Origin of the sequence: Afipia broomeae ATCC 49717, assembly GCF_000314675.2 — a bacterium.
GTDB lineage: Bacteria > Pseudomonadota > Alphaproteobacteria > Rhizobiales > Xanthobacteraceae > Afipia > Afipia broomeae.
The window spans coordinates 941479-967175 of sequence record NZ_KB375283.1; the positions used below are offsets into that span (position 1 = coordinate 941479).

The 25697-nt window shown below is 63.8% G+C and carries 21 protein-coding genes and 1 tRNA gene; 11 read left to right on the forward strand and 11 right to left on the reverse strand.

Going from position 1 to position 25697, the window contains the following annotated elements; genetic code table 11:
- Positions 1-63 precede the first annotated feature (63 nt).
- Positions 64-348 carry a hypothetical protein gene (locus HMPREF9695_RS17000; protein ID WP_006022117.1) on the forward strand — a complete coding sequence of 95 codons (285 nt, stop codon included), beginning with the start codon at positions 64-66 and terminating at the stop codon, positions 346-348.
- Between the two features lie 151 nt (positions 349-499).
- Positions 500-904, forward strand: coding sequence for a DoxX family protein (locus HMPREF9695_RS17005; RefSeq protein WP_006022118.1), 405 nt, complete (start codon positions 500-502; stop codon positions 902-904).
- A 29-nt stretch (positions 905-933) separates the two neighbouring features.
- Here the strand turns inward: HMPREF9695_RS17005 and HMPREF9695_RS17010 are convergent, their stop codons facing one another.
- Positions 934-1692: a sulfite exporter TauE/SafE family protein gene (locus tag HMPREF9695_RS17010; protein WP_006022119.1), complete on the reverse strand. Its 759-nt coding sequence runs from the start codon at positions 1690-1692 to the stop codon at positions 934-936.
- 125 nt (positions 1693-1817) lie between these two features.
- Positions 1818-2300: an Lrp/AsnC family transcriptional regulator gene (locus HMPREF9695_RS17015; RefSeq protein ID WP_024919922.1), complete on the reverse strand. Its 483-nt coding sequence runs from the start codon at positions 2298-2300 to the stop codon at positions 1818-1820.
- 267 nt (positions 2301-2567) lie between these two features.
- On the opposite strand from HMPREF9695_RS17015, the gene trxB reads away from it, so the two are divergent.
- Together trxB and HMPREF9695_RS17025 are read left to right on the forward strand one after the other, a co-directional pair.
- Entirely contained in the window at positions 2568-3533 is a 966-nt protein-coding gene (gene trxB / locus HMPREF9695_RS17020) for a thioredoxin-disulfide reductase (RefSeq protein ID WP_006022121.1), read from the forward strand.
- A gap of 2 nt (positions 3534-3535) precedes the next feature.
- Positions 3536-4459: a LysR family transcriptional regulator gene (locus tag HMPREF9695_RS17025; RefSeq protein WP_006022122.1), complete on the forward strand. Its 924-nt coding sequence runs from the start codon at positions 3536-3538 to the stop codon at positions 4457-4459.
- Between the two features lie 303 nt (positions 4460-4762).
- Here HMPREF9695_RS17025 and HMPREF9695_RS17030 read toward each other — a convergent pair whose 3' ends face one another.
- Positions 4763-7207 carry a heavy metal translocating P-type ATPase gene (locus HMPREF9695_RS17030; protein ID WP_006022123.1) on the reverse strand — a complete coding sequence of 815 codons (2445 nt, stop codon included), beginning with the start codon at positions 7205-7207 and terminating at the stop codon, positions 4763-4765.
- A 52-nt stretch (positions 7208-7259) separates the two neighbouring features.
- Between HMPREF9695_RS17030 and HMPREF9695_RS17035 the strand changes: the two genes are divergently transcribed.
- Together HMPREF9695_RS17035 and HMPREF9695_RS17040 are read left to right on the forward strand one after the other, a co-directional pair.
- On the forward strand, positions 7260-7535 hold the full coding sequence (locus HMPREF9695_RS17035) for a metal-sensitive transcriptional regulator (protein ID WP_006022124.1): 276 nt from the start codon (positions 7260-7262) through the stop codon (positions 7533-7535).
- Positions 7536-7801: 266 nt separating this feature from the next.
- Positions 7802-10213: an EAL domain-containing protein gene (locus HMPREF9695_RS17040; protein WP_006022125.1), complete on the forward strand. Its 2412-nt coding sequence runs from the start codon at positions 7802-7804 to the stop codon at positions 10211-10213.
- Positions 10214-10240: 27 nt separating this feature from the next.
- Here the strand turns inward: HMPREF9695_RS17040 and HMPREF9695_RS17045 are convergent.
- The 3 genes from HMPREF9695_RS17045 to HMPREF9695_RS17055 form a co-directional block, all read right to left on the reverse strand.
- Positions 10241-10317: transfer RNA gene (locus tag HMPREF9695_RS17045), tRNA-His, on the reverse strand.
- Positions 10318-10513: 196 nt separating this feature from the next.
- Positions 10514-10939: a phasin family protein gene (locus tag HMPREF9695_RS17050; RefSeq protein WP_006022126.1), complete on the reverse strand. Its 426-nt coding sequence runs from the start codon at positions 10937-10939 to the stop codon at positions 10514-10516.
- A gap of 204 nt (positions 10940-11143) precedes the next feature.
- Positions 11144-11518, reverse strand: a complete 375-nt coding sequence (locus HMPREF9695_RS17055) for a phasin family protein (protein ID WP_006022127.1) — start codon at positions 11516-11518, stop codon at positions 11144-11146.
- A 320-nt stretch (positions 11519-11838) separates the two neighbouring features.
- On the opposite strand from HMPREF9695_RS17055, the gene HMPREF9695_RS17060 reads away from it, so the two are divergent.
- The 4 genes from HMPREF9695_RS17060 to HMPREF9695_RS17075 all read left to right on the forward strand — a co-directional run bounded on the left by HMPREF9695_RS17060 (position 11839) and on the right by HMPREF9695_RS17075 (position 18897).
- The gene (locus tag HMPREF9695_RS17060; RefSeq protein ID WP_006022128.1) at positions 11839-15306 is read left to right on the forward strand and encodes a PAS domain-containing sensor histidine kinase; all 3468 of its coding nucleotides are present in this window, start codon (positions 11839-11841) and stop codon (positions 15304-15306) included.
- 142 nt (positions 15307-15448) lie between these two features.
- Positions 15449-16474, forward strand: coding sequence for a Fe(3+) ABC transporter substrate-binding protein (locus HMPREF9695_RS17065; RefSeq protein ID WP_006022129.1), 1026 nt, complete (start codon positions 15449-15451; stop codon positions 16472-16474).
- A 157-nt stretch (positions 16475-16631) separates the two neighbouring features.
- Positions 16632-18272: an ABC transporter permease gene (locus tag HMPREF9695_RS17070; protein WP_006022131.1), complete on the forward strand. Its 1641-nt coding sequence runs from the start codon at positions 16632-16634 to the stop codon at positions 18270-18272.
- A gap of 52 nt (positions 18273-18324) precedes the next feature.
- The gene (locus HMPREF9695_RS17075; RefSeq protein ID WP_006022132.1) at positions 18325-18897 is read left to right on the forward strand and encodes a hypothetical protein; all 573 of its coding nucleotides are present in this window, start codon (positions 18325-18327) and stop codon (positions 18895-18897) included.
- Between the two features lie 55 nt (positions 18898-18952).
- Here HMPREF9695_RS17075 and HMPREF9695_RS17080 read toward each other — a convergent pair whose 3' ends face one another.
- Both HMPREF9695_RS17080 and HMPREF9695_RS17085 read right to left on the reverse strand, forming a co-directional pair.
- Positions 18953-19603: a 3-oxoacid CoA-transferase subunit B gene (locus HMPREF9695_RS17080; RefSeq protein WP_006022133.1), complete on the reverse strand. Its 651-nt coding sequence runs from the start codon at positions 19601-19603 to the stop codon at positions 18953-18955.
- Positions 19604-19626: 23 nt separating this feature from the next.
- Entirely contained in the window at positions 19627-20328 is a 702-nt protein-coding gene (locus HMPREF9695_RS17085) for a CoA transferase subunit A (RefSeq protein ID WP_006022134.1), read from the reverse strand.
- Between the two features lie 294 nt (positions 20329-20622).
- On the opposite strand from HMPREF9695_RS17085, the gene HMPREF9695_RS17090 reads away from it, so the two are divergent.
- Positions 20623-22716 carry an AsmA family protein gene (locus HMPREF9695_RS17090; RefSeq protein ID WP_006022135.1) on the forward strand — a complete coding sequence of 698 codons (2094 nt, stop codon included), beginning with the start codon at positions 20623-20625 and terminating at the stop codon, positions 22714-22716.
- 96 nt (positions 22717-22812) lie between these two features.
- Here HMPREF9695_RS17090 and HMPREF9695_RS17095 read toward each other — a convergent pair whose 3' ends face one another.
- The 3 genes from HMPREF9695_RS17095 to HMPREF9695_RS17105 are packed head-to-tail and all read right to left on the reverse strand — an operon-like array spanning position 22813 to position 25666.
- Positions 22813-23628 (reverse strand): ABC transporter permease, encoded by an 816-nt coding sequence (locus HMPREF9695_RS17095; RefSeq protein ID WP_006022136.1) that lies wholly within the window; start codon positions 23626-23628, stop codon positions 22813-22815.
- A complete protein-coding gene (locus HMPREF9695_RS17100) occupies positions 23628-24539 on the reverse strand; it encodes an ABC transporter permease (RefSeq protein WP_006022137.1) in 912 nt (303 codons plus the stop codon). Before HMPREF9695_RS17100 ends, HMPREF9695_RS17095 begins: the two co-directional genes overlap by 1 nt.
- On the reverse strand, positions 24536-25666 hold the full coding sequence (locus HMPREF9695_RS17105; protein ID WP_006022138.1) for an ABC transporter ATP-binding protein: 1131 nt from the start codon (positions 25664-25666) through the stop codon (positions 24536-24538). The genes HMPREF9695_RS17100 and HMPREF9695_RS17105 overlap by 4 nt, the downstream gene beginning before the upstream one ends.
- Positions 25667-25697 lie beyond the last annotated feature (31 nt).

The following is a 25697-nucleotide window of genomic DNA, read 5'->3' on the forward strand; positions in this document are numbered from 1 at the left end:
CACCCCGGCCATTTGCTTTTGTTTTGCTGTAAGGTTGAGGTGTTGGCAGCAATGAGACACGCGATGCAGCGCTTCCGCCCGACAATGCTGATGCTGGCCGTTGCGCTGACTGCCGCCACCGGCGCGCATGCCGCCGAGATCGAGATCCCGCCGCCCGGCAAACCGAAAGCACTGTCGGTCTACGTCAACCAGCCGAACTGCATGCGCTGGACCGACGACTGCGTGAACTGCACGCGCGGCGCCGACGGCAAAGGACCGACCTGCTCGAACATCGGATTTGCCTGTCAGCCCAAGGCCGTCCGCTGCGTTGGCACGGACATTCCGCAGAGCGAGCCGGAGAAGAAGTAGCGGTTTCCAGCCGGAAACCAGGGCACACACTGCGCTTTGCGAATTATTCCAGATCGGCCCACGAAATCGTCATTGAGTCGGGCGTGGACCATCTTTCGCTTGGCCGGACGGCGCGATAACAAAGTGTGTGGAATTAAACAGGGGGACTTCCATGGACTTCAGATTTCTCGCGCCGTACCAGCCGCAGCTTCTCAGCGTGCTGCGCATCATCACCGGCCTGCTGCTGTTTCAGTACGGCGTGGCCAAGATCTTCAAGTTTCCAGTGCTGCCTTACTTCGCCAACATCCCGCCGTTGATCGTCGCTGCCGGCACGATCGAACTCATCCTTGGCGCGCTGTTGATCGTCGGATTGTTTACGCGTCTGACCGCCTTCATCCTCTCAGGCCAAATGGCGTTCGCGTATTTCCTCGGTCACATGTTCAAGAGCGGCGCGCCGGTCTGGCATCCGCTGAACAACGGCGGCACCGCGGCGATCCTGTTCTGCTTCGTCTGTCTCTATCTGGCGAGCGCTGGTGCAGGCCCATGGAGCGTCGACGCCTCGCGCGGCAAGGCCTGATCTCTCAAACCGTCAGAACATGATTCCGGTCATGTCCTGAGAAAGAACACGACAGTCAAAACCGCGCCGACGGCCACCACCGCGGCGCGGATTATCTTTTCCGGCACCCGGCGCGCGAGCGTGACGCCGTAATATCCGCCGACGGCGGACGCGGCGATCGTCACCAGCGCCTGCGGCCAGTGTACAAGACCGCCGGCGATCAGCAGCGCCGCCGACATGATCTGAATCAGAAATGCGACAACAAGTTTGGTCGCGTTGGCCTTGTGAAAATTGCCGCTTTCGAGGATGGCCAATGCCGCGAGCATCATGATGCCGGTGCCGGCTCCGAAGAATCCGCCATAGACCGCGACCACCATCATCAGCCCGTAGGCTGCGATCCGTGCGCCCGCATGCTGTCCGCGCGACCAGGGTTCGACAAAGGTCCGGATCTGGTTGCTGAACGCGAACAGCAAGGTGGCCAGCAACAGCAGCCACGGCACCAGCGGACGGAAACCGCCATCGCCGATCCAGATCAGCAAAAGCGCACCTGCGCCTCCACCAATCAATCCGATAATCGCGAACGGAATCATCTCGCGGAAATAGCTGCGGACTTCGGAGCGATAGGCCGCGACGCTGGTCAGGTTGCTGGGGGTCAAAGCAACTGCGCTGGTGGCGTTGGCATCGAGCGTCGGCAGTCCGCAGGCGACGAGCGCTGCAAAGGTAATGAACGTGCCGCCACCGGCGACAGCATTGACGGTGCCGGCGGCGAATCCCGCCACCGCCAGCACAACGATCTGAAATAAAGTCACGTCAGCCCCATTACGCAATTGCCGGGGTAGCGCCCGGCCCTCAGCTTTTAGAGACTCGCGCTGCGCGGGAGAATGCCTCCGCGCCGATGAGGCACCATGCCGAAACGCGCACTCTGCCAGGCGCTTCAGTTGTGCGGAACTTTCAGTTCGAGCGGGACATCCGGCGCGTTCTTGGAGTTGTGCAGCACCAGCGAGGTTCGCACGTTGCGCACATGGGGCGCGGCGGTGAGGTGCGAGACGAAGTTCTGGAAGGTCGCCATGTCCGGCGCGACGCATTTCAGGATGAAATCGATCTCGCCCGACAGCATCCAGCATTCGCGCACCAGCGGCTCGTGGCGGACGAATTCCTCGAACGCGCGCAGGTCCGCGTCGGCCTGGCTGGACAGATGCACCGAGGCGAACACCGTGACGTCGAAACCTAGGGACGGCGGGTCCAGCAGCCCGCGGTAGCCGCGGATATAGCCCTCCTCCTCCAGGGTGCGGACCCGGCGCAGACAGGGCGGCGGCGAAATGCCCACCCGCTTGGCCAGTTCGACATTGGTGATTCGGCCATCAGCCTGAATCTCATTGAGTATTTTCAGGTCGATTTCGTCGAGGCTCTTTGACACGGACACCTAATCCCCTGGCGACCGGATTTCCGGCCTTTTGCAAAACTGTTCTAGCCAGCGGCACGGCTTCGCGCAATTTTATTTCGCGCCATATGCTATCTCATGGCTAGCTGGGGAAAATTTCATGATAGGGGTTGCATATCTTGCATAGCTCGCAGGATGGCCTACATTCGGAACTGATACTTTTAACGCCCCAGCGATGCCTTTGCGGGCATTTCTCGCCTCTTCGCTGATCAATCCATGCAACAAACTCCTAAGGGTCGGGCTATGGCCGCTCCTATTCATGCCAAGGTTGTCATCATCGGTTCGGGACCGGCGGGTTACACCGCCGCGATTTACGCCGCACGCGCCATGCTCGAGCCCGTGCTGATCCAGGGCATTCAGCCCGGCGGCCAGCTCACCATCACCACCGACGTCGAGAACTATCCGGGATTTGCCGACGTCATCCAGGGCCCCTGGCTGATGGAGCAGATGGAGAAGCAGGCGGCGCATGTCGGCACCAAGATCGTCACCGACCACGTCAACAAGCTCGAACTGGGCCAGCGTCCGTTCCGCATCTCCACCGACAGCGGCGACGTCTATCTGGCTGACACGGTGATCCTCGCCACCGGCGCGCAAGCGCGCTGGCTCGGACTGCCTTTCGAGGAGAAGTTCAAGGGCTTCGGCGTCTCGGCTTGCGCCACCTGCGACGGCTTCTTCTACCGCAATAAGGAAGTGTTCGTGGTCGGCGGCGGCAACACCGCCGTCGAGGAAGCGCTGTTCCTGACCAACTTCGCCTCGCAGGTCACGCTGGTTCACCGCCGCAACAGCCTGCGCGCGGAGCGCATTCTGCAGGACCGCCTGTTCAAGCACCCGAAGATCAAGGTGATCTGGGACAGCGAAGTCGCGGATATCCGCGGCCAGGACAATCCCTCCAAGGTGACCCACGTCGTCCTGAAAAACATCAAGAGCGGCGCGGTGACCGAACACGTCGCCGACGGCGTCTTCGTCGCCATCGGTCATGCTCCGGCGACCGAGCTGGTCGCCGGCCAGCTCAAACTGAAGCCCTCCGGCTATATCGAGATCGCACCGCATTCCACCGCGACCTCGGTGCCCGGCGTCTTCGCCGCGGGCGACGTCGCGGATGAAACCTATCGCCAGGCCGTGACGGCTGCGGGCCTCGGCTGTATGGCGGCGCTGGAAGCGGAACGCTTCCTGGCGCACAGCGCCACCGAACGCGCAGCGGCGGAGTGACCATGCCTCGAACACGCGATGGATTAAGCGATATGGACTGGGACAAGCTGAAGGTCTTTCACGCGGCTGCGGAAGCGGGAAGCTTCACGCATGCCGGCGAACAACTCGGGCTGTCGCAGTCGGCCGTCTCGCGCCAGGTCAGCGCGCTGGAGCAGGAACTGGCGGTGTCATTGTTTCACCGCCATGCCCGCGGACTGATCCTCACCGAGCAGGGCGATCTGCTGTTCCGCACCGCGCATGACGTGTTCATGCAGTTGCAGGCGGCGCGCGCCAAGCTCACCGACAGCCGCGAGCGGCCGAGCGGCGACCTCAAGGTCACCACCACGCCGGGCGTCGGCATCAACTGGTTGATCCCGCGGCTCGGTGAATTCACCGCGCTGTATCCGGACATCCGCATTTCGCTGATCGTGACCGACGAAGAACTCGACCTGTCGATGCGCGAAGCCGACGTGGCGATCCGCACCCGCAAGCCGACCCAGCCGGATCTCATTCAGCGCAAGCTGTTCTCGATGGGCTTCCATGCCTATTGCTCGCCGGAATACGTCAAGCGGCACGGCACCCCGCGCACGCTCGATGAACTGGACGCGCACCGGATCATCGTCCTCAGCGACCAGAACGTGCCGCAGCACCTGCAAAACCGGAACTGGCTGATCGAGGCCAACACCAATGGTTCCGGCCCGCGCGAGCCCGTGTTCAAGGTCAACAACATCCTCGGGCTGGTGCGCGCCTGCCAGCAGGGCCTCGGAATCGCGGCGCTGCCGGACTACCTGGTCGAGGACAACAACCGGCTGGTGCAGCTCTTCAGCGAGGCCGACTCGATTCAATTGGATACATATTTTGTTTATCCCGAAGAATTGAAGTCGGTGGCGCGCGTGCAGGTTTTCCGTGATTTTATCGTGAGTAAGGCGCAGCGCTGGCCGTCCTGACGGCCCCCTTGAGCGGGTTCAAACGAACGTTTGAGCCCGCATCCTGAGCATGACTGACATACCGGGATCGGAGTTGTCCGCATGGGAAATCGCGGACCATACTCTCCCCACACTGAATGAGCGTTCTGCGCACTGTCCCCCTCCTCCAGCGGAACGCGCGCTCAGTTATCCCTCTTGGAAGGTGATTGTGTCGGCCTCACGTGGCCAAAAACTAAACAGGCCGGGCTCTTTAGCCCGGCCTTTTTTCATGCGCATGTTCCTTTGCTATGCGCGCATCACCCGAACAACTTCGAGTGAAGCCTCTTATGATTGAAGCTTCATGCGCGCCAGCCGCAGCGCATTGCCGATCACGCTGACCGACGACAGCGCCATGGCCGCAGCGCCGATCATCGGCGACAGCAGAATCCCGAACACCGGATAAAGCACACCCGCCGCGACCGGAATGCCGGCTGCGTTGTACAGGAAGGCAAACGCCAGGTTCTGGCGGATATTGCGCATCGTCGCCAGCGACAGTTGCCGGGCTTCCACCAGCCCCATCAGATCGCCGCGCAGCAGCGTAATGCCCGCGCTTTCGATCGCCACATCGGTGCCGCTGCCCATGGCGATGCCGACATCGGCCGCGGCAAGCGCCGGAGCATCGTTGATGCCGTCACCGGCCATCGCCACCACGCGGCCCTCGCCGCGCAGCCTTGTGACCACGTCGCCCTTGCGCTCGGGCAGAACGTCGGCCTCGACGTCGGTGATGCCGAGCGTCCTCGCCACCGCCTGCGCCGTCGTCACATTGTCACCGGTCAGCATGACAATGCGCAGTCCGTTTGCACGCAACTGCTTCAGCGCTTCCGGCGCACTCGGCTTGACCGGATCGGCAATCGCAATGACGCCGGCGGCGCGGCCATCGACCGCGACATAGATCGCGGTGGCCCCGCGCTCGCGCTTGGTGCGTGCATCGGCTTCCAGTGTCTGAATGCCGACGTTCGACAACTGCATGATCGCGGCATTGCCGAGCACGACCTTGCGGCCACCGACGGTGCCCGTCGCGCCCTTGCCCGCGGGCGAGTCGAAGTTCTGCACATCGCGAAGTTCGATGCTCTCTTCCTTCGCGGCATTCAGGATCGCGAAGGCCAGCGGATGCTCGCTGGCGCGCTCGACGCTGGCGGCCAGCCGCAGCAGTTCACCCCGATCAAAGCCATCGGCGGCGATCACAGCGACCACCTTCGGCTTGCCTTCGGTCAGCGTGCCGGTCTTGTCGATCACCAGGGTGTCGACCTTCTCCATCCGCTCCAGCGCCTCGGCGTCGCGAATGAGAATGCCGGAGCGCGCGCCGCGGCCGACGCCGACCATGATCGACATCGGAGTCGCGAGACCGAGCGCGCAGGGACACGCGATGATGAGGACAGTCACCGCGGCAACCAGCGCATAGGTGAATCGGGGCTCGGGACCGAACATCGCCCATGCCGCGAACGCCGCAAGCGCCACCGCGATCACCACCGGCACGAACCAGCCTGCGACCTGATCGGCGAGCCGCTGCACCGGCGCACGCGAGCGCTGCGCCCGCGCCACGAGATCGACAATGCGCGCCAGCATGGTGTCACGGCCGATCTTGTCGGCGCGGACCACAAGGCCGCCGCTCTGGTTGACAGTGCCGCCGATCACCTGTGCGCCGATCGCCTTCTTCACCGGCATCGACTCGCCGGTGACGAGGGACTCATCGACCAGCGACGATCCCTCGGTGACGGTGCCATCGACCGGGACCTTTTCGCCCGGCCGCACCCGGAGCAGATCACCCACCGCGATGGCGTCGATATCGATGTCCTCGTCGCCGGTCTGCGAGACGCGCCGCGCCGTCTTCGGCGCAAGGCCGAGCAATGCGCGGATCGCGCCTGACGTGCGCGCCCGGGCGCGCAGTTCGAGCACCTGACCCAGCAGGACGAGAACGGTGATGACGGCGGCCGCTTCGAAGTACACCGCGACCGCGCCGTGATGATCGCGGAATGCGTCCGGAAACACCTGCGGCGCCAGCGTCGCGACCACGCTGTAAGCGTAAGCGACGCCTGTGCCCATCGCGATCAGCGTGAACATGTTGAGATTGCGCGTTTTGACCGAATGCCAGCCGCGCTCGAAGAAGGGCCATCCGGCCCACAGCACCACCGGCGTCGCCAGCGCGAATGACAGCCAGTTCGAGGTTTGCAGCGGCAGCAGGTGGATCCCGCCGAGATGCGCCGCCATGTCGATGACGAACACCGGCAGCGTCAGCGCGAGACCGATCCAGAAGCGGCGCGTCATGTCGATCAGTTCGGGATCGGGCTTATCATCGAGCGAGACGGTTTCGGGTTCGAGCGCCATGCCGCAGATCGGGCAGTTCCCCGGCCCGACCTGTCGGACCTCGGGATGCATCGGACAGGTGTAGACGGTGCCTTCCGGCATCTTCTCTTCAGGCTGTGACGATTTCGGCGCGAGATACTTTTCCGGATCGCCTTCGAACCTGGTCCGGCAGCCCGCGGAGCAGAAGAAATAATCCTGACCTTTGTACGCAAATCGATGCTTCGCGCTCGCCGGATCGACGGTCATCCCGCAGACGGGATCGATGACGCCTGCGCCCGCCTGATCCGCTGCGTGCGAATGACCATGCGCGCCGTGATGAGCGTGGCCGTACTCAGGCTTGCCGTGGCTGTGACCGCCGGAACCTTGATTGCCATGTCCGCCGCAACAACCGGCCTTGCCACTTTCCTGATGATCCGATGACGCCACGATTCCAATTCTCCACTTGCAACTTATACCCTATAGGGGTATATAGTACGGTATGCGACAGGAAATCAAGTCATCGTGCCTGAAGAGGCTGAAACGGATCGAAGGCCAGGTTCGCGGTCTCGCGGGCATGGTGGAAGACGATCGCTATTGCATCGACATCGTCACGCAGATCGCCGCCGCCCGTGCAGCGCTGCGGCGGGTCGAGGAAGAGGTGCTGCGCGATCATGTCGCGCATTGCGTCGAGCACGCGATCTCGTCGGGCGACAAGGCGGACCAGCGGCGCAAGATCGCCGAACTGATGGATGTGGTGAGCCGGGCTGACCGCTAGGGAAACGACAGCCATCGTGACGTATTCAGAACATGGTTGATCGCGTGTTAGCTGTTCAGCATCGGCTATTGACGATCTGTTCACGACAGTAACGCCTGCGCCGCAGCCATTTTTTGATTTGTTCGCCTCGCGTACACACAGCATCCGATCCTAGCCGATCGAGCGCGCCTGTATCGATCAAACGCCAGATCAGGAATTTACGCGTTCTTACGCAATTCCACTTACCTGCCGAGATAACCGTTTGTTTCTCGCGTGCAGGCTGTTCGATGTTCAAGGTCTACAATTGTATCGCCACCGCCCATGATCTCTGGCTCGTGGGGCTCGCGGCTGTGATCTGCACGCTGGCTTCGCTTGCCGCCATCGGCCTGCTGCGCCATGCCCGTCACGCGACGCGCCAGATGCGTCCGGTCTGGCTCGCGATCTCGGCGATCTCGACGGGCTTCGGCATCTGGTCGACGCATTTCATCGCGATGCTCGCTTATTCGCCCGGCATTCCGAGCGCCTACAACATCGCACTCACCGGTTTGTCCCTTGCCGCTGCGATCCTGCTCACCGCAGCCGGTCTTGCCATGTCGATGCAGCCCAAATGGCGGCTCGGCCCGTGGCTCGGCGGCGCTGTCGTCGGCGGCGGTATCGCCACCATGCATTATCTCGGCATGGCGGCTTTCCAGATCGGCGGCGTCATCCTGTGGGATTCAACACTCGTTGCCGCATCCATTCTGCTCGGCACGCTGATCGGCGCAGCGGCGCTGCCGACTGGTTTGCGGGGCGATTCACAGCGCTGGCGGATTGCGGGTGCAGTGCTTTTGACGCTGGCAATTTGCAGTCATCATTTCACGGCGATGGGCGCAGTCGCGATCATTCCCGATCCGACCGTCACGATCCCGCAATCCGCGATCCCCACCAACTGGCTCGCCATTGGCGCCGCCGTCTCGAGCTTCACGATCATTCTGCTGGCGATCGGCGCCGCAGCCCTCGACATTCATGACCAGCGCCGCTCGATGCTTGAAGCCGAGCGCATGCGCGGTCTCGCCAATGCCGCGGTCGAAGGCCTTCTGGTCTGCGACGGCGACGTCGCTGTGACCGTCAACACCAGTTTCGCACAGCTCGTCGGCTCAACATCGGACAAGCTGATCGGTACGAACCTGCAATCGTACATTCCGGACGCCGGCGCGCGCGCGAAACTGTTCGCCGCCCCGAACCAGCCGGTGGAGGCCGATCTTCGTCACGCCGACGGATCGATGATTCCGGTCGAACTGATCCTGCGTCCGATCGATTTCGCCGGGCAGGCGCATCACGTCATCGCCGTGCGCAACCTGCAGGCGCGCAAGAAGGCCGAGCAGCACATCCGCTATCTCGCGCATCACGATGCGCTGACCTCGCTGCCGAACCGCGGCACGTTCCATGCGCGGCTCGATCACGAGATCGCTGCCACCATGGCAGGCGGGCAGAAGTGCGCTGTGCTCTGCTTCGACCTCGACAGGTTCAAGGAGGTCAACGATCTGTTCGGACACGCGGCCGGCGACAAGGTCCTTCAGACCGTCGCCTCACGCGTCACCGCGATCCTCGACAAGACATGCATGGTCGCGCGCCTCGGCGGCGACGAATTCGCGGTCCTTGTCCCCGGATTGTCGAACCCGGCCACGGCCGGACGGCTGGCTGAGCGCATTATCGAGGCGCTGCGATCCGACGGTGATAAATCCGACAGCGAGAACATGACGTCGTGCAGCATCGGCATCGCGATCTGCCCCGACGATGCGGACAATCGCGAGACATTGCTGACCCACGCCGACACGGCGCTCTACCGCGCCAAGATGGAAGGCCGCGCCACCTACCGCTTCTTCGAAGCGAAGATGGGCGCGGAAGTTCACGACCGCCGCGTGCTGGAGCACGATCTGCGGCAGGCAGTGTCCCGCGGCGAGTTCAATCTGGTCTATCAGCCGCAGCAAGACATTCAGAGCAGGACCGTGGTCGGCTTCGAGGCCCTGCTCCGCTGGAATCACAGGACCCGCGGCTCGATCTCTCCGGCCATTTTCATCCCGATCGCGGAAGAAACCGGCGCCATTCTCGGTATCGGCGAGTGGGTTCTGCGCGAGGCCTGCAAGCAGGCCGCGAGCTGGCCGCAGCCGCTGACCATCGCCGTCAACGTGTCGGCGGTCCAGATCTACAACGAGAATTTCGTGCAGCTCGTGCATGAGGTGCTGCTGGAAACCGGCCTCGCGCCCGGCCGGCTCGAACTCGAAATCACCGAGACAGCGCTGGTGCGCGATCTCAACCGCGCGCTCACCACACTCCGGCGCATCAAGGCGCTCGGCGTGCATATCGCGATGGACGATTTCGGCACCGGCTATTCGTCGCTCTCCAACCTGCGCGCATTCCCGTTCGACAAGATCAAGATCGACGGTTCGTTCATCAAGTCGGTCAACACCAACGAGCAGGCCGCGACCATTGTGCGCGCCGTGCTGGGCCTCGGCCGCGGTCTCGGTCTGCCGGTGCTGGCGGAAGGCGTCGAGACACCGGCGGAGCTGGCGTTCCTGCAATCCGAACTGTGCAACGAGGTTCAGGGCTATCTGGTCGGGCGGCCCGCCGCGATCGGAACCTTCGCGCCCCTCACCCACCCCGAAAGCAGACCTGCAACAGGCGAGGAAATCCGCGTCCTGCTGGCGCAGTCGGCCTGAGACTTCGGATTTTCGGGGCTTTGGAAGTGGTACAGTTGGGTGGGATCGAACCACCGACCTCCGGATCCACAATCCGGCGCTCTAACCAGCTGAGCTACAACTGCATTTTTCAATCTATGGCAGCCGGCCGGCTGCCCCGCCGAGGGCGGCGATTTCGCGGGAAACTAGGTGCAACGCCGCACTTTGGCAAGACGCTTTGACCTGCCGAAATCGCGTCGCCAACAGCCCGTTATGGGTGACCGTGGCGACAGAAACGGTTCAGTGGCGCGGCCGGGCCTTTGCCAGGACCAGACGCCTCAATCAGACGCCGGGCTTGAAGGCCTTTGCCGCGCCGGCGGCGATCGGCTCGACGGCGGCAGCCGCAGCCTTCTGGGTCATGGCCGCAAGGTCCTGGGACTGCGCGGTCAAAACCTCGAACTGCTTGCGGGCATGGGTGTTCATCAGTTCGAAGGCCTCCGGCAGCGATTTCACACCCATCAGGCTCTGGGTGAAGGCAAACGCGGCTTCGGTGTTGGTCTGGGCCATGCCGATCATCTTCGAGGTGAAATCGCCGGCGCCCTTGGTGGCCTGCTCGACCAGCGCCTCGAGAGCCCCGTTGTTGGAAACGGCTGCGTCCTTGAACTTCTGATAGCCGTCACGAGCCTGGACCATGCCCATCTCGGTGAACGCGCGAAGCTGCTCAGGAACCTTGAAGGGGACGACAGCAAATGGATCGTTCGCGCTCATAGGGCAGTCCTCATGTCTGGAATTGAAATCGCCGGAACGGCGCAACCGGCCGCGTGAGGCCTACAGGCCGGACGCCGGTCCGTATCTATTTGGCACTATATGGGAGATTTTGTGCGATGCAACAAAATACCACGGGGCCGTCCGCATGCCTGATCCGGCGCAAGCGCCGGATCTATCCTCCAAATGACCGGGGCTAGCCACGGACTATTTGGGCTTGGCGGCATCCATGGCGGCGCGGGTCACAACCTGACCCATTTCGCTGGCCTGCTCGGCCAGCGCCCGCATCTGGCCCTGAACGTATTCAGTGTGGAGACGCATCACCTCGGTGAGGTCCTTGGCGTGAATCAACTGCTGCGCATAGGCCAGCGAGGTCTGCACGTTCTTTTCCGCGAACGCGATGGCCTTCGCGCTGATTTCCTTGGCCGCATCGCCGGAGCCGCCGAGTGACGCCCCGCCGAACGCCGCCGCCGTCTGCTGCGCACTGCTGATGAAAGTATCGAATGCCTTGCGTGCCTGTTCGAGGCTCGCTTCCGCCATCGACCGCATTTCCTTCGGAATCTCGAACTGATTGCCTGACATGTCGCACCCTCCTGTTGGGTCTCTGAGCGGACCCCGTTGCTCCGCAATTTACCGCCGGGCGACATCTCACCTATGACGCAGCGCAACGACAGTTCCTGCCCGTCCATCGTGAACGTTTGAGCATCTTTTGCAACACCCAACGTCCGAGCGGCGCTGGGGTTCAGTGTGCCGGCGAGTTAACGTTATCGCCGGTTTGGATGGGTAGTGTCACACCCCACCGGTGGACCTTGTGGCAGCCGCGCCATACTAATCATTTGTTAAGGCTGTCCGATCCACCTCCCGCGCCACAATCGGCGCTACGAAAGCGAGACACAGACCCGTTGTCCAAGACGAGCGAAGCCGACTTCCAGCTCCATGGCATCCGCGATCCGCGCCTTGCGGTTCACGCGACAAGCAGCTTGCCTGCGTGGGTCTGGTCGCTCAACGGCGCTCGCATTCTCTGGACCAACACCATCGGAGCGCGGCTGTTCGGCGAGCGCAGTGCCGCCGCCCTTGCCGAGAAAACCATCGGCCCCGCCGATCCGCGGCGCCGCCAGGCCGCACAGCTTGCAGCGCGGTTGTCACCGTCAGGCGCACCACGGCTTGAACGGCTGCGCGGATTCGGCGCGCCGCTCGGCCGCCTGCTGACATGCTCCTGCGCGCGGCTCACCTTCGCGGACGGCACCGTGGGGATTCTCATTGCCGCCGCCGATCCTGTCGGCCGTCCGATGCCGCTCACCGAGCGGCTCGCGCATCTGGTCGACAGCATCACCATGCCGGCGATGACCTTCACGCCGAACGGCGCACTCGCCGGCGCAAATGAAGCCGCGAAAAACTTTCCGGGATTGTTCAATGATCTGACCGGGCCCGGTTTCGATGACGCACGCAACGGCGCGCTGCGTAACGGACAATCGGTCCTGCAAGTGGACTCCAGCCGGGTGACGGTGCATCGCGTCGGCAGCGGAGACGGCACCGCGCTGGTCGCATTGATCGACGCTGTGATCGTGCCGAAGCCAATGCCGAAGCCGACGCCTGTGGTGCTCGCTCCCGAAGAGCCAGAGCGCGAGAGTGGTGTTGAACGGCCTGCGCCTGCCGCGCCGGTCGATTCCGCTCCGGCTGAAGCGGCGGCGGAAACCGTCGCAGAGACGCCCGGTCAAGCCGCCGCGCCGGCCGAAGTCACACCGGTCGATCTTTTCGAATCGGTGTTCGATGAATCGTCAGAACCGGCGGCACCGGTCCAGACCGTCGCGAACACCGAAACTCGGCCTCAACACATCGCAAGTGAAGAACCCGCGCCTGCCGTGCACGCCGACGCGCCGCGCGATGAACCTGCACATCATGACGCGGCCGCAGAAAACGTCACCCGGATCTATATCGACGACGAACGCTATAAAACGGCTTCTCCGCTCGGCGCCGGCGATGGGTCCGCAACGCTGCTTGAGATGGACCGCCCGTTGACGCCGCGGCGGCATCCGCTGCGCTTCATGTGGCATATGGATGAAGACAGCCGCTTCTCGCTGGGCTTCGATGAGTTCACCCGCCTGATCGGCGCGCGCACCGCCGCCGCGTTCGGCCGGCCCTGGGGCGAGATCGCCGATGCGCTCGGCCTCGATCCCGAAGGCCATGTCGCGGCTGCGGTCGCAAACCGCGACACCTGGAGCGGCATTGTCGTGAACTGGCCCGCCGATGGCGCAGGCGCGCGGCTGCCGGTGGAACTGTCGGGATTCCCGATCTATGACCGCGCCGGGACTTTCCTGGGGTATCGCGGCTTCGGCATCTGCCGCGACGTTGAAGGCATGGCACGGCTGGCCGTGCAGCGCCGTGATGATATGCTGTATTCGTCTGAGCCGCCCGCAGCGGCGCAGCCGAGCGAACCACCGCCGCATGAGGTCACGAGACCGGAGCCGGTCGCCGAGGACGTTGTGAACGAGCCGCCATCAACTCCGTCAGAGACGGTGGTGCATGCCGCGGACAGCGTGCAAGATAACTTCCCGAGGGACAGTTTCCCGAGAACCGAGCAGAAGCCTGTGGTGGACACTCCGCAAAACGTCGTGCCATTTCCAGTCGCCGAGCCGAAATCGCCGGCGCTGACGGCGGTCGAGAGCAACGCCTTCGACGAACTGGCGCGGCGACTGTCCGCGCGCCTCGAGAATGGAGCAGAGACTGAAACGCTGACCGACGCCTCGGTGGCCGAACTGTTCGCCGCTGACGATACGCCGCAGCACGAGCCGGTGTCCGAACCGCCTGCGCTTGAACATCCCCCTGCCTTCCTCCAGCCCGAGCCGGTGCTGCCGCGCGCCAATGCCGCGCAGGATTCGCAGTTGCTCGATCGCCTGCCGGTCGGCGTGCTGGTGTATCGGCTCGACCGGCTGATCTACGCCAACAAGGCGTTTCTCGCCTCCACCGGATATGACGACCTTCATGCGCTGACCGACGCCGGTGGCCTCGATGCGCTGATTGTCGAAGCCGGTGCGGGATCCGCCAGCAGCACGTCCGAGACCGGCACGCCGGTCGTCATCGCGGCCACCAGCAAGAGCGGCCCCGACAGGGGCGAGCCTGCCGACGCGCGGCTGTTCGCCATCACATGGGACAACGAGCCGGCGCATGCGCTGGTGTTCTCAGGCCCGCGCACCGAGCCCCGGATCGAACCTGCACCCGTCTTGACGATCGCGCCGGTCGCCGTCGCCAGCGACGACACCACGCAGGCGGAAGAACTAGGCACAATTCTCGACAACACCGCCGAGGGCGTCATTGTTTTCGACGGCCAGGGCCGCGTCCTCTCCTGCAATCGCAGCGCCGAGATTCTGTTCGGCCGCGACGACAACGAGATGGCGACGCTCCATCTCACCGATCTGTTCGCGGCCGACAGCCAGCGCGCGGTGCAGGATTACGCGAACGAGGTCAGGGCCGCTGCCGTGACGGGTCTGCTTCGCCACGGCCGCGACATGCTGGGACGTGCGCGCGACGGCAGCGCCATCCCGCTGTCGGTGACAATGGGCCGGACACGGCCGGACGGCGCGCGCTTTTTCGCGATCTTCAACAGCCAGTCGCAAACCAGGAAAAGCGAAGGCGAACTGACTCAGGCGAAGCGGCAGGTCGAGCGCGCTGTGAACGCGCGAGCGGACATCCTCGGACGGATCAGCCATGAGGTTCGTATGCCGCTGAACGCCATCATCGGCTTCGCCGACGTGATGATCGACGAGCGCTTCGGCGCGCTCGGCAACGAGCGCTATGTCGAATACATGAAGGACATCCGCGCCTCCGGGCAGCGTGTGATGGCGATCATCGACGATCTGCTCGATCTGTCGCGCATCGAAACCGGCAGGATGGAACTGTCGTTCGCGAGCCAGGACCTCAACAGCATGGTCGAGCAATGCGTCGCGGTGATGCAGCCGCAGGCCAATCGCGAACGCATCATCATCCGCACATCGCTCGCCCACGCGCTGCCGACCGTAAAGGCCGACGCTCGCGCGCTGCGCCAGATCGCGCTGAACCTGATCGGCAACTCAATCCATCTGGCCAATGCCGGGGGACAGGTCATTGTGTCGACCGCAACCACCGACTTCGGCGATATCGTGCTGCGCGTCCGCGACACCGGCCCCGGCCTCAACGACAACGAGATCGCCGCCGCCATGGCGCCGTTCCGCACAACGGGCGCGTCCGATCAAACCGCCGACGGCTCGGTTGTGAACCTGTCGCTGACCAAAGCGCTGGTCGAAGCCAACCGCGCGCAATTCCACATCAAGACCGCGCCGCATTCGGGCACGCTGATCGAGGTCGTGTTCTCACACGCCAGCGCGATCGCCTGATCGCCACTCTGGAATCTCTCTAAATCAGCGATCTCGCGACATCGCGTCGCGTGAATGTGCACGCCCTCTGCGCTACAGAACCGGCACCGCGCGCTGCAACGCTCAGCGCCGCGATGCTCATCAAAGCTGCCGGAGCCCCATCATGTCACGATCTCGTATTCTCGCCGCCGCAACCGTCGTCGCTTCCGCGATGACCCTGAATGCGGCCGCATTCGCCCAATCCGGCGAGGTGAACGTCTACACCTATCGCGAGACCAAGCTGGTGCAGCCGCTGTTCGACGCGTTCACCAAAGATACCGGCATCAAGGTCAATGTCGTTTCGGCATCCTCCGGTCTTGAGCAGCGAATGAAGGCGGAAGGCGCCAACAGCCCCGCCGACGTACTGCTGACGGTGGACGTCGGCCGCATGGCGGAAGCCGTCGAGGCCGGTGTAACGCAGCCGATCAAGTCCGAGGCGCTCGACAAGATCGTGCCGGCGCAATACCGCGATCCCGACGGTCACTGGGCCGGCATCTCGATGCGCGCGCGCGTGATCTACGCCTCGAAGGACCGCGTCAAGCAAGATGCCATCACCTACGAAGAGCTCGCCGACCCGAAGTGGAAGGGCAAGATCTGCATCCGCTCCGGCCAGCACATCTACAACAATGCGCTGTTCGCGGCCTACGTCGCCCACCACGGCGAAGCCAAAGCCGAAGAGTGGTTGCGGGGCGTGAAGGCCAACCTCGCGCAGAAGCCCTCCGGCGGCGACCGCGAAACCGCACGCGATGTCGCGGCTGGCAAGTGCGACATCGGCATCGGCAACACCTATTACTGGGCGCTGATGATGAACAACGATCCGGACAAGAAGCCATGGGCGGAAGCGACCAAGGTGATCCTGCCGACCTTCGCCGGCGGCGGCACCCATGTGAATCTCTCCGGCGTGCTGCTGGCGAAGCACGCGCCGAACCGCGCCAACGCCGTCAAACTGATCGAATGGCTGGCCGGCGAACACGCGCAGCATCTCTATGCCGACGCCAACTATGAGTATCCGGTCCGCGCCGGTGTCGCCGTCAACCCGACCATTGCCGGTTACGGCAAGTTGAATCCCGACGCGCTGCCGATCTCGAAGATTGCGGCCAGCCGCAAGGCCGCCTCGACGCTGGCCGACAAGGTCGGGTTTGATAATTGAGTCTGACCGACCGATACCAAAAGCACCTCACCCCAACCAGCTTCCCGCAGACGGGCCGAGGAGGTTCGCCGCGTATGGCGATGAGTCATGTTCATCGTTCCCTCCCCCCTTGCGGGGGAGGCGCAAACCAGTCCTTGTCGCGCAAAGCCGAATTCTCGTGATAGCGCGCATCGCAGAGCCCGCCGTCTCGGCGCTGGCGGTCTTCACGGCGGCGCTTGTTGCATTGCCGGTGCTGGCGATCGTCGTGATCGCGGCACAGCCCGCGCCCGGTCTGTGGTCGCATCTTGTCGACTACGTGCTGCCGCTGGCGCTGCGCGACACAGCCGCGCTGCTGATCGGCGTCGGATCGATCGCACTGCTCGCAGGTGCGGGCACCGCGTGGCTGGTGTCATCGCACGATTTCCCGGGACGCGGATTGCTGCTCTGGCTGCTGCCGCTGCCGCTGGCGATTCCGACCTACATTGCGGCTTATGTTTATGTCGATCTGTTCGAACCGCTCGGCCTCGTCCATCGCACGCTGATGCTGTGGCTTCCGCCGCGCGATGCGCTGGCGTTGTTACCGAACCTGCGCTCCCTGCCGGGCGCGATCTTCATCATCGGCATTGTGCTCTATCCGTATGTCTATCTCTCCGCGCGCGCGACCTTCCAGTTGCAGAGCGCGGAATTTGCCGAAGCCGCGCGCACGCTCGGCGCCGGACGCTGGGATGTGTTTCGCCGCATCTCGCTGCCGATGGCCCGTCCGGCGCTGGCGGTCGGCCTCGCTCTCGTCGCGCTGGAAACGCTGAACGACATCGGCGCCAGCGAATACCTCGGGGTGCGAACACTCACCGTCTCGATCTTCACGACATGGCTCAATCGCGGCAGCCTTGCGGGCGCAGCGCAACTGTCATGCCTGGTGCTGGTGATCGTCGGCGGACTGATCGCGCTGGAGCGCTATGGCCGCCGCAACGCCATCACGGAATTTTCGTCCGAGAGCCCGCGGCTGACGCCGCGCACGCCCTTCACCGGGCTCAAGGGCTGGCTGGCTTTCGCCGCATGCGCCCTGCCGGCGTTGCTCGGCTTCGTCGTGCCGCTGCTGTTTCTGCTGTACCAGAGCATCCACCGGTCCTCGGTGACGATGGATACCGCGATCTGGCGCGACGCATTCAGTTCGATAAGTTTCGCGGCGCTCGCCACCCTCGTTGCGCTGGGTCTCGGACTGGCGACAATTCTTGCAACGCGCTGGCGTCCCGGTTCATGGCGCGCGTTCTCGGCCAACATCGCGCAGACCGGGTACGCATTGCCGGGACTGGTGCTGGCGCTCGGCCTGCTCTCGCCGGTGCTGACGATCGACAACGCGCTCAACACGTTTGCCGCGTGGCTCGGGCTATCGCTGCCCGGCCTGGTGCTGATGGGCTCGGGCGCGGCCGTGGTCACGGCCTATGTGATCCGCTTTCTCGCAGTGCCGACCGGATTTCTGCGGGCCGGCTTCGAGCGCATCCCGTTCGACTATGACGACAGCGCGCGCAGCGCAGGGGCCGGGCAGATCACCGCCATGCGGCGGATTCACCTGCCGCTGCTGCGCCCAGCGCTACTCGGTGCCGCGATCGTGGTGTTCGTCGATTGCCTGAAGGAATTGCCGGCGACACTGTTGCTGCGTCCGCTCAATGTCGAGACGCTGGCGACCTCGATCTATCAGTATGCCAGCCGCGGCAGTTTCGAGGACGGCGCCCTCGCCGCGCTTCTGATCGTGGCGGCGAGCATCGGCCCGGTGGCGTGGCTGACGCGGTTCTCCGATATTCCGCAGGGCCCGGCATAATTTGGTCTGAACCGGCTGTGCTTGGGCCCGCCGCAGCGGTATAGTGTGCGCGATGATGGATGCTCTGAAATATCGGGTCGCAGCCCTCGCCGCTGTGCTTTGTCTGGCGGCGCCTGCCGCTCAGGCCCAGGTGGCGCCAATCCGCTACTGGATTCCGGGTGGACCTTTCGGATTGGGCGGCGACACCACGACGCAATATTGGGGAAGCGCGCCGGATGAGGACGGCTTCCGCAAGGGCTTTTCTTTCAGCAGCTACAGCATACCGGTGAATTCATTCACCGGCGGCTTCGGCGCGGGCGCATTTACTGCCGGCAGCGGATTGTCGTCCGAGGGCGCGCAATACGCCTACAGCTTCAAGGGCCTCGGCGACACGCCGATCACATTTTTCGGAGGCGTCAGCTCGCTTCGAACGACGCCGGACGTATTTACGTCGCTCGTCACGCCGGGCTTCGAGCGGAGCAGCACGCTTGCCACCAGCATCAATGCCGGAGTCGAGTTCAAACCGACCTCGAATATCAGTCTGTCGCTTTCAGCCGGGTTCGTACAGCCGTCCGCGACCCTCGACACCGACATCCGTTCGCAATTGCTGTCCGCGCAAAATCCCGGCTTTCTTGGCCGGCGATAGCGTCAGATCGCGCGGCCAACAAGGCCGCGCTGCGCCGTCATGATGGTTCAGGCGCTCAGGCGTTCTTCAGCGCGACGCGGAAGGTCGCTTCGGTCTTCGCCTTCACCTCATCGAGCGTGACGCCGTCGGCGAGCTCGATCAGCGCCATGCCGTCCTTGCCGTGCTTGTCGATGGTGAACACCGCGAGATCGGTGACGACCATGTCGACGACACGCTCGCCGGTGAGCGGCAGGTTGCAGCGATGCAGCAGCTTCGGACCATCCTTTGCGGAATGCTCCATCACGACGACGACGCGCTTGACGCCGGCGACGAGATCCATCGCGCCGCCCATGCCCTTCACCATCTTGCCGGGGATCATCCAGTTTGCGAGATCGCCGTTCTCGGCCACCTGCATCGCGCCCAGGATCGACAGATCGATATGGCCGCCGCGCACCATCGCGAACGAATCCGCACTTGAGAAGTAGCTGGTGTCGGGCAGTTCGGTCACGGTCTGCTTGCCGGCGTTGATGAGGTCGGGATCTTCCTCGCCCTCATATGGGAACGGGCCCATGCCGAGCATGCCGTTCTCGCTCTGCAGCGACACATCGACGCCGTCGGGAATGTAGTTGGACACCAGCGTCGGAATGCCGATGCCGAGGTTGACGTAATAGCCGTCGCGCAGTTCCTTCGCGGCGCGCGCTGCCATCTGTTCGCGGGTCCAGGCCATGGGGCTCTCCTTAAGGAAATCTGTTATGCGCGCTTGCGCGTGGTGCGCTGCTCGATCCGCTTCAGCGCTGGATCGACTGCGATGATGCGCTGAACGAAGATGCCCGGCGTGTGGATGTGATCGGGATCGATCTCGCCCGCAGGCACCAGATGCTCGACTTCCGCGATGGTGACCTTGGCGGCGGTCGCCATCATCGGGTTAAAGTTGCGCGCGGTCTTGCGGTACACGAGGTTGCCCGCGGTGTCGCCCTTCCAGGCGTGCACGATGGCGAGATCGGCAACGAGGCCCGTCTCAAGGATGTATTTCTCGCCGTTGAACTCCTTCACTTCCTTGCCTTCGGCGATCAGCGTGCCGACGCCGGTCTTGGTGTAGAAGCCCGGGATGCCCGCGCCGCCGGCGCGGATGCGTTCCGCCAGCGTGCCCTGCGGATTGAATTCGAGTTCGAGTTCGCCCGCGAGATACTGCTGCGCGAACAGCTTGTTCTCGCCGACATAGGACGAGATCATCTTCTTGATCTGGCGGGTTTCCAGCAGGCGGCTGAGGCCGATGCCATCGACACCGGCATTGTTCGAGACAACCGTCAGGTTCTTGACGCCGGTTTCGCGCAACGCGTCGGACAACGTCTCGGCGATACCGCAGAGGCCGAAACCGCCGGACATGACCATCATGCCGTCTTTGACAACGCCATCGAGCGCGGACTTCGCGTCGGGGTAAACTTTGTTCATGGGGGTGCAACCTGATGGAGGAAAATAGGCGGACAAGCCGACTATTAGGCGGAATCTTCGAGGCGCGTCAATCGCGGCGCGGCGCCCCGCTCTGCCCGCTTTGCGGCAGCCCCGCCCGGAGCGTTGCCTTGTCCGAACACCTTCGAATACCTTTGGTTTTGGGGCGCGATTGCAGGGGTCAGGGCTTGGGATGGCCTTGAAAGCGTCAAGAAAAACAATCAAGTTGCAGTGGCTCGGCGCAGGGAAGCCCGCCGATGCCGCACACCGCAACCATACCGGATGAACTCATTGACGATGGCCCAAGGGATAAAGCGCCTCGGGATGCCGGTTGCGGCATTTCTCGCTGCCGCGCTGATCGGCCTGATCGCCATTTCCTGGATGATCGACCAGAACGCCGTGCGGCTTTCAGTCGAAAAACAGATTCGTGCGGCGACCGGTCTCGACCTGATGGTCAACGGCGACGTCCGCGTCTCGGTTTTCCCCGGCAGTTCCATCACCCTGCGGCAGGTTGGATTGAAAGGCGCGGGTTCACGCGGCAGCGGCATTGCCGATGAACCGCTGACCGTCGATGAACTGACCGCCAACCTGCGCCTGCTGCCGCTGCTGATGCGGCGCTACGAAATCGCCGACGTAACGCTGCAAAATCCGCGGATCAACGTGAAGCGCAGTGCCGATGGCCGCAGCAACTGGGCCGGCATTATTGAAACACTGGCGCGCACCGTGAAGCCAGGCGTCGACAGTCCGGTGTCGTTCTCCGAAATCCTCATCAAGGACGGCGTCCTCGCCTATCAGAACGACGCACGCGACATCGCCGAGACAGTCAACGGGATCGACCTGTCGCTGGCGTGGCCGTCGATCTCGCGCTCCTTCGCCGCCACCGGCCAGTTCAACTGGCGGGGCGAACTGGTCGACGGCAGCCTCAGCATCAACGACTTCATCGCCGCGCTCTCCGGTGACCGTTCCGGCATCAAGGTCCGGGTCGCAAGCGCGCCGCTCAAATTCGCTTTCGACGGCGCCATCGCCAACCGCACCAGCCTGCTGATGGAAGGTACGCTGAGCGCCGACAGCCCGTCGCTGCGCAACGCCATGCGCTGGGCGGGACAGGCTCCTCCCGGCACCGGTGGACTGGGACGCTTTTCGCTCAAGGCCCGCACCAATGTGGTGGGGGAATCCATAGCGCTGACCAACGTCAATCTGGAACTCGACGGCAACACCGCCGAAGGCGTCATCACCTACAGCAACAACGATCGCCAGACCGTGCAGGCGACTCTCGCCGCCGAAGCGCTCGACTTTTCGCCTTACATCGAAACCATCCGCCTGCTCGCCAGCGGCGCCCGCGACTGGAACCGGCAACTGTTCGATCTGCGCGGCCTCTCCGCCACCGATCTCGACATGCGCCTGTCGGCCGCGAAGGTCACCATCGGCACCTCCAAACTCGGCCGCACCGCGCTCGGCGCCAATCTGCGCAACGGTACGCTGGCGCTGAGCATCGGCGAAGCGCAAATCTACGGCGGCATCCTCAAGGGCTCGTTCGGCATTACCCGGACCGATCCCGATGCGGATGTCAAAGCCCAGTTCCAGTTCACCGATGTCGATCTGGCAAGCTGCATTCAGGAACTGTTCGGCGTCAACAAGCTGACGGGGCGCGGCAATCTCAACTTCGCGCTGGAAGCCAAGGGCGCCAGCCCGTTTGCGCTCGCGCAGTCGCTCGACGGCACCGCGACGCTGACGGCGCATGACGGCGCGATCAGCGGACTCAATGTCGAACAATTGCTGAAGCGTCTCGAGCGCCGCCCGTTGTCGGGCGCCGGCAATTTCCGCAGCGGCTCGACGCCGTTCGAGACGCTGAATATCGCGATCCGCTTCAATGACGGCGTCGCCACCGCCGAGGATGCGCGGATCGAAGGCCCGACCACCCGGGTGCTGCTCACCGGCACGGCGTCGGTACCGTCGCGTGAATACGATCTGAAGGGCGTTGCCAGCCTTGTGGTCGCGAGCGATATGCCGCCGGCGTTCCAACTGCCGTTCGTGGTGCAGGGCCCGTGGGACGATCCGCTGGTTTTCCCGGATTCGGATTCGCTGATCCGCCGCTCGCCCGCCTCGGCGCCGCTGCTGGATTCCCTCAAAGACCGCAAGACGCGCGACGCGGTGAAGTCGGTGATCGATCGCTTCACCGGCGGCAAGAAAGCCCCTGCCGAGGCTGTGGCGCAGCCTCAGGCCGCAGCCCCTTCGCAAACCAGCGCGCCCGCCGTTGTGTTGCCGACGCCGGTTCTGCCTGCGCCGATTGCGCCTGCGGCGGAAGCACCTGCTCCGGCAGCGTCCACCGAGACGCCTCAGAATTCTGCGCCACCTTCGACCTCGGAGTCAAAATCCGACAAGGCAGACTAGGCCAGCGTCAGTTTCAGAGCGCCAGCGCCTGCAAGGATCAGCACCACACCGGCGAGTCGCATTGCAGAGACAGGCCGTTGCGGCAGGACTTTCGGACTAGAGCGGCGCGGCGCTCTTGCCCTGCTCGTTCGACAGTTTCGACGCCAGCGATGCCGCCACGATCACCACCGCCACTGCCGCGACAATCAGCGTGCAGATCGCGTTGATCTCCGGCTTCACACCGAGCCGCACTTCCGAATAGATCCGGATCGGCAGCGTCGCCGACCCCGGCCCGGTGGTGAAGCTGGCGATCACCAGGTCGTCCAGCGACAGCGTGAACGCCAGCATCCAGCCCGCGGCAATCGACGGCAGCATCAGCGGCAGCGTCACCGCGATGAAGGCCTGCACCGGCGAGCAGCCAAGGTCCATCGCAGCTTCCTCGAGACTGCGATCCAGCGTACTCAGCCGCGACTGCACCACCACCGCCACGAAGCACATGGTCAGCGTGGTGTGCGCGATGGTGACGGTCCAGAACCCGCGCCCTGCGTCGATCGCCACGAACAGCAGCAGCAGCGACAGCCCGGTGATGACTTCGGGCATCACCAACGGCGCATAGAGCATGCCTGAGAACAGCGTGCGCCCCTTGAATCGCTCGCCGCGCGCCAGCCCCAGCGCCGCCAGCGTGCCGAGCAGCGTTGCCGCAGTGGCGGAGCAGAACGCCACGCGCAGGCTCATCCAGGCCGCAGACAGCATCGCCTCATCATTGAAGAATTCAGTGTACCAGCGCAGCGACCAGCCGCCCCACACCGTGACAAGGCGCGAGGCATTGAACGAATAGATCACAAGGATCGCAATCGGCAGATACAGGAACGCCAGCCCCAGCGCGATCGAGGCGAGATTGAATGCGGAGAAATGGTTTTGCCGCGCCGCCATCAGTGCTGCTCCAGATGGCGGCGTTGCAGCTTCTCATAGACCAGCAGCGGCACCAGCAACACGACAAGCAACACGACGGCGATCGCCGACGCCACCGGCCAGTCCTTGTTGGTGAAAAACTCCAGCCACAACGTCTGGCCGATCATCATGCGGTCGGAGCCCGCCAGCAGATCGGGAATCACGAACTCGCCGACGATGGGGATGAAGCACAGCAGCACGCCCGCGCCGATGCCCGGCAGCGACAGCGGAAACGTCACCAGCCAGAAAGCCTTCAGCTTTGAGGCGCCGAGATCGGCGGCGGCTTCCAGCAACGCATCGTCCATTTTCGACAATGTCGCGTAGAGGGGCAGGATCATGAACGGAAAATATGAGTAGACGATGCCGAGATACATCGCCGCATCGGTCGAAAGCCAGACCAGCGGCGTGTCGATGATACCGAGCGCGAGCAGCGCCTTGTTGAGCAGGCCGTCATGCTGGAGCACGTTGATCCAGGCATAGATGCGGATCAGGAACGAGGTCCAGAACGGCACGATCACCAGCATCATTGCGATCGGCTGCCAGCGCTGCGGCAGCCGCGACATGCCGTACGCCACCGGATAGCCGATCAGCAGCAGGATGGCGGTGGATGTGATCGCGACCACGAGGCTGCGGACATAAGAGAAGATATAGAGATCGTCCGACATCAGCAGCTTGAAGTTGTCGAACGACAGCGCGCTCATTGCCGATTTGAACGCGTCCCAGCCTGCGGCCAGATCGAACACCGGGACATAAGGCGGCTGCGCGATGGCGGTCTGCGACAGCGCGATCTTCAGCACGAAGCCGAACGGCACCAGAAAGAACAGCGCCATCCAGAGATAAGGCGCAATGGCTGCGAGCCGCGCCGGCCGGGTGAAGATGCGCCGGCCGCTCATCGGTCCAGCACCACGACATCGTCAGGAGTGAATGAAACGGTCACCCGCTGTCCGGTTACAAAGCCGTCCGCTGCCGCTCGCGTCGCGTTCGCCGCGGCCACGCGCAGCACCGCGCCGCCATCGAGTTTGACCGTGTAGACCGACACACCGCCGAGGAAGCCGGTGGATGTCAGTTCGCCGTTGAATGTGTTGACGGCGGATTCACCTTGCAACGCCTTGGATATCCGGATTTTTTCCGGGCGGATCGCAACGCAGACGCTGCTGGTTCCCGATGACGGCGCATGCGACGCGACGATCGCACCCGCACTCTGCGTCGCGATCGTGAAGTGCCCAGCCTGACGCGCGGCCACCTGTCCCTCGATCAGATTGATGTCTCCGACGAAACCGGCGATCCATCGCGAATTCGGCGCTTCGTACAATTCGCGGGGCGGCGCGACCTGCACCAGCTTGCCTCTATCCATGACACCGATCCGGTCGGCGACCGTCATCGCCTCTTCCTGATCGTGAGTGACAATGATGAAAGTCATGCCGAGACGGCGCTGCACCTCTTTCAGCTCGGCCTGCGTGCTTTCGCGCAGTTTCTTGTCGAGGGCCGCCAGCGGCTCGTCGAGCAGCAGCACCTGCGGACGGCGGGCCAGCGACCGCGCTAGCGCCACACGCTGGCGCTGGCCGCCCGACAGTTGATCGGGGCGGCGCTTCTCAAGACCCTCGAGCCGGACCAGCGCCACCATCTCGGCGACGCGGGCGGCGATCTCGTCTTTCGGCAGTCCAGCGCGCTTGAGACCGAACGCGATATTGCCTTCGACGGTCAGGTGCGGAAACAGCGCGTAGCTCTGGAACATCATGTTCACGGGCCGCTCATGCGGCAGCACATGCGCGATGTTCGCGCCGTCGAGATAGATCGCACCCGCATCCGGCGCTTCGAAACCCGCCAGCATGCGGAGCAGCGTGGTCTTGCCGCAGCCTGATGGCCCCAGCAGCGCGAAGAATTCCGCGGCCGCAATATCAAGGGACAAATCGTCCACCGCCGTGAAGCCGCCGAAGCGCTTCACCACCGATGCGATCTGGAGCAATGGACGCGCGTCCGCTCCCAACCCTGTCTGCTTCTCTTCCGTCCCGGTCGTCATCGCCCCTCGTCCGGGGCCTGATGCCGAAATA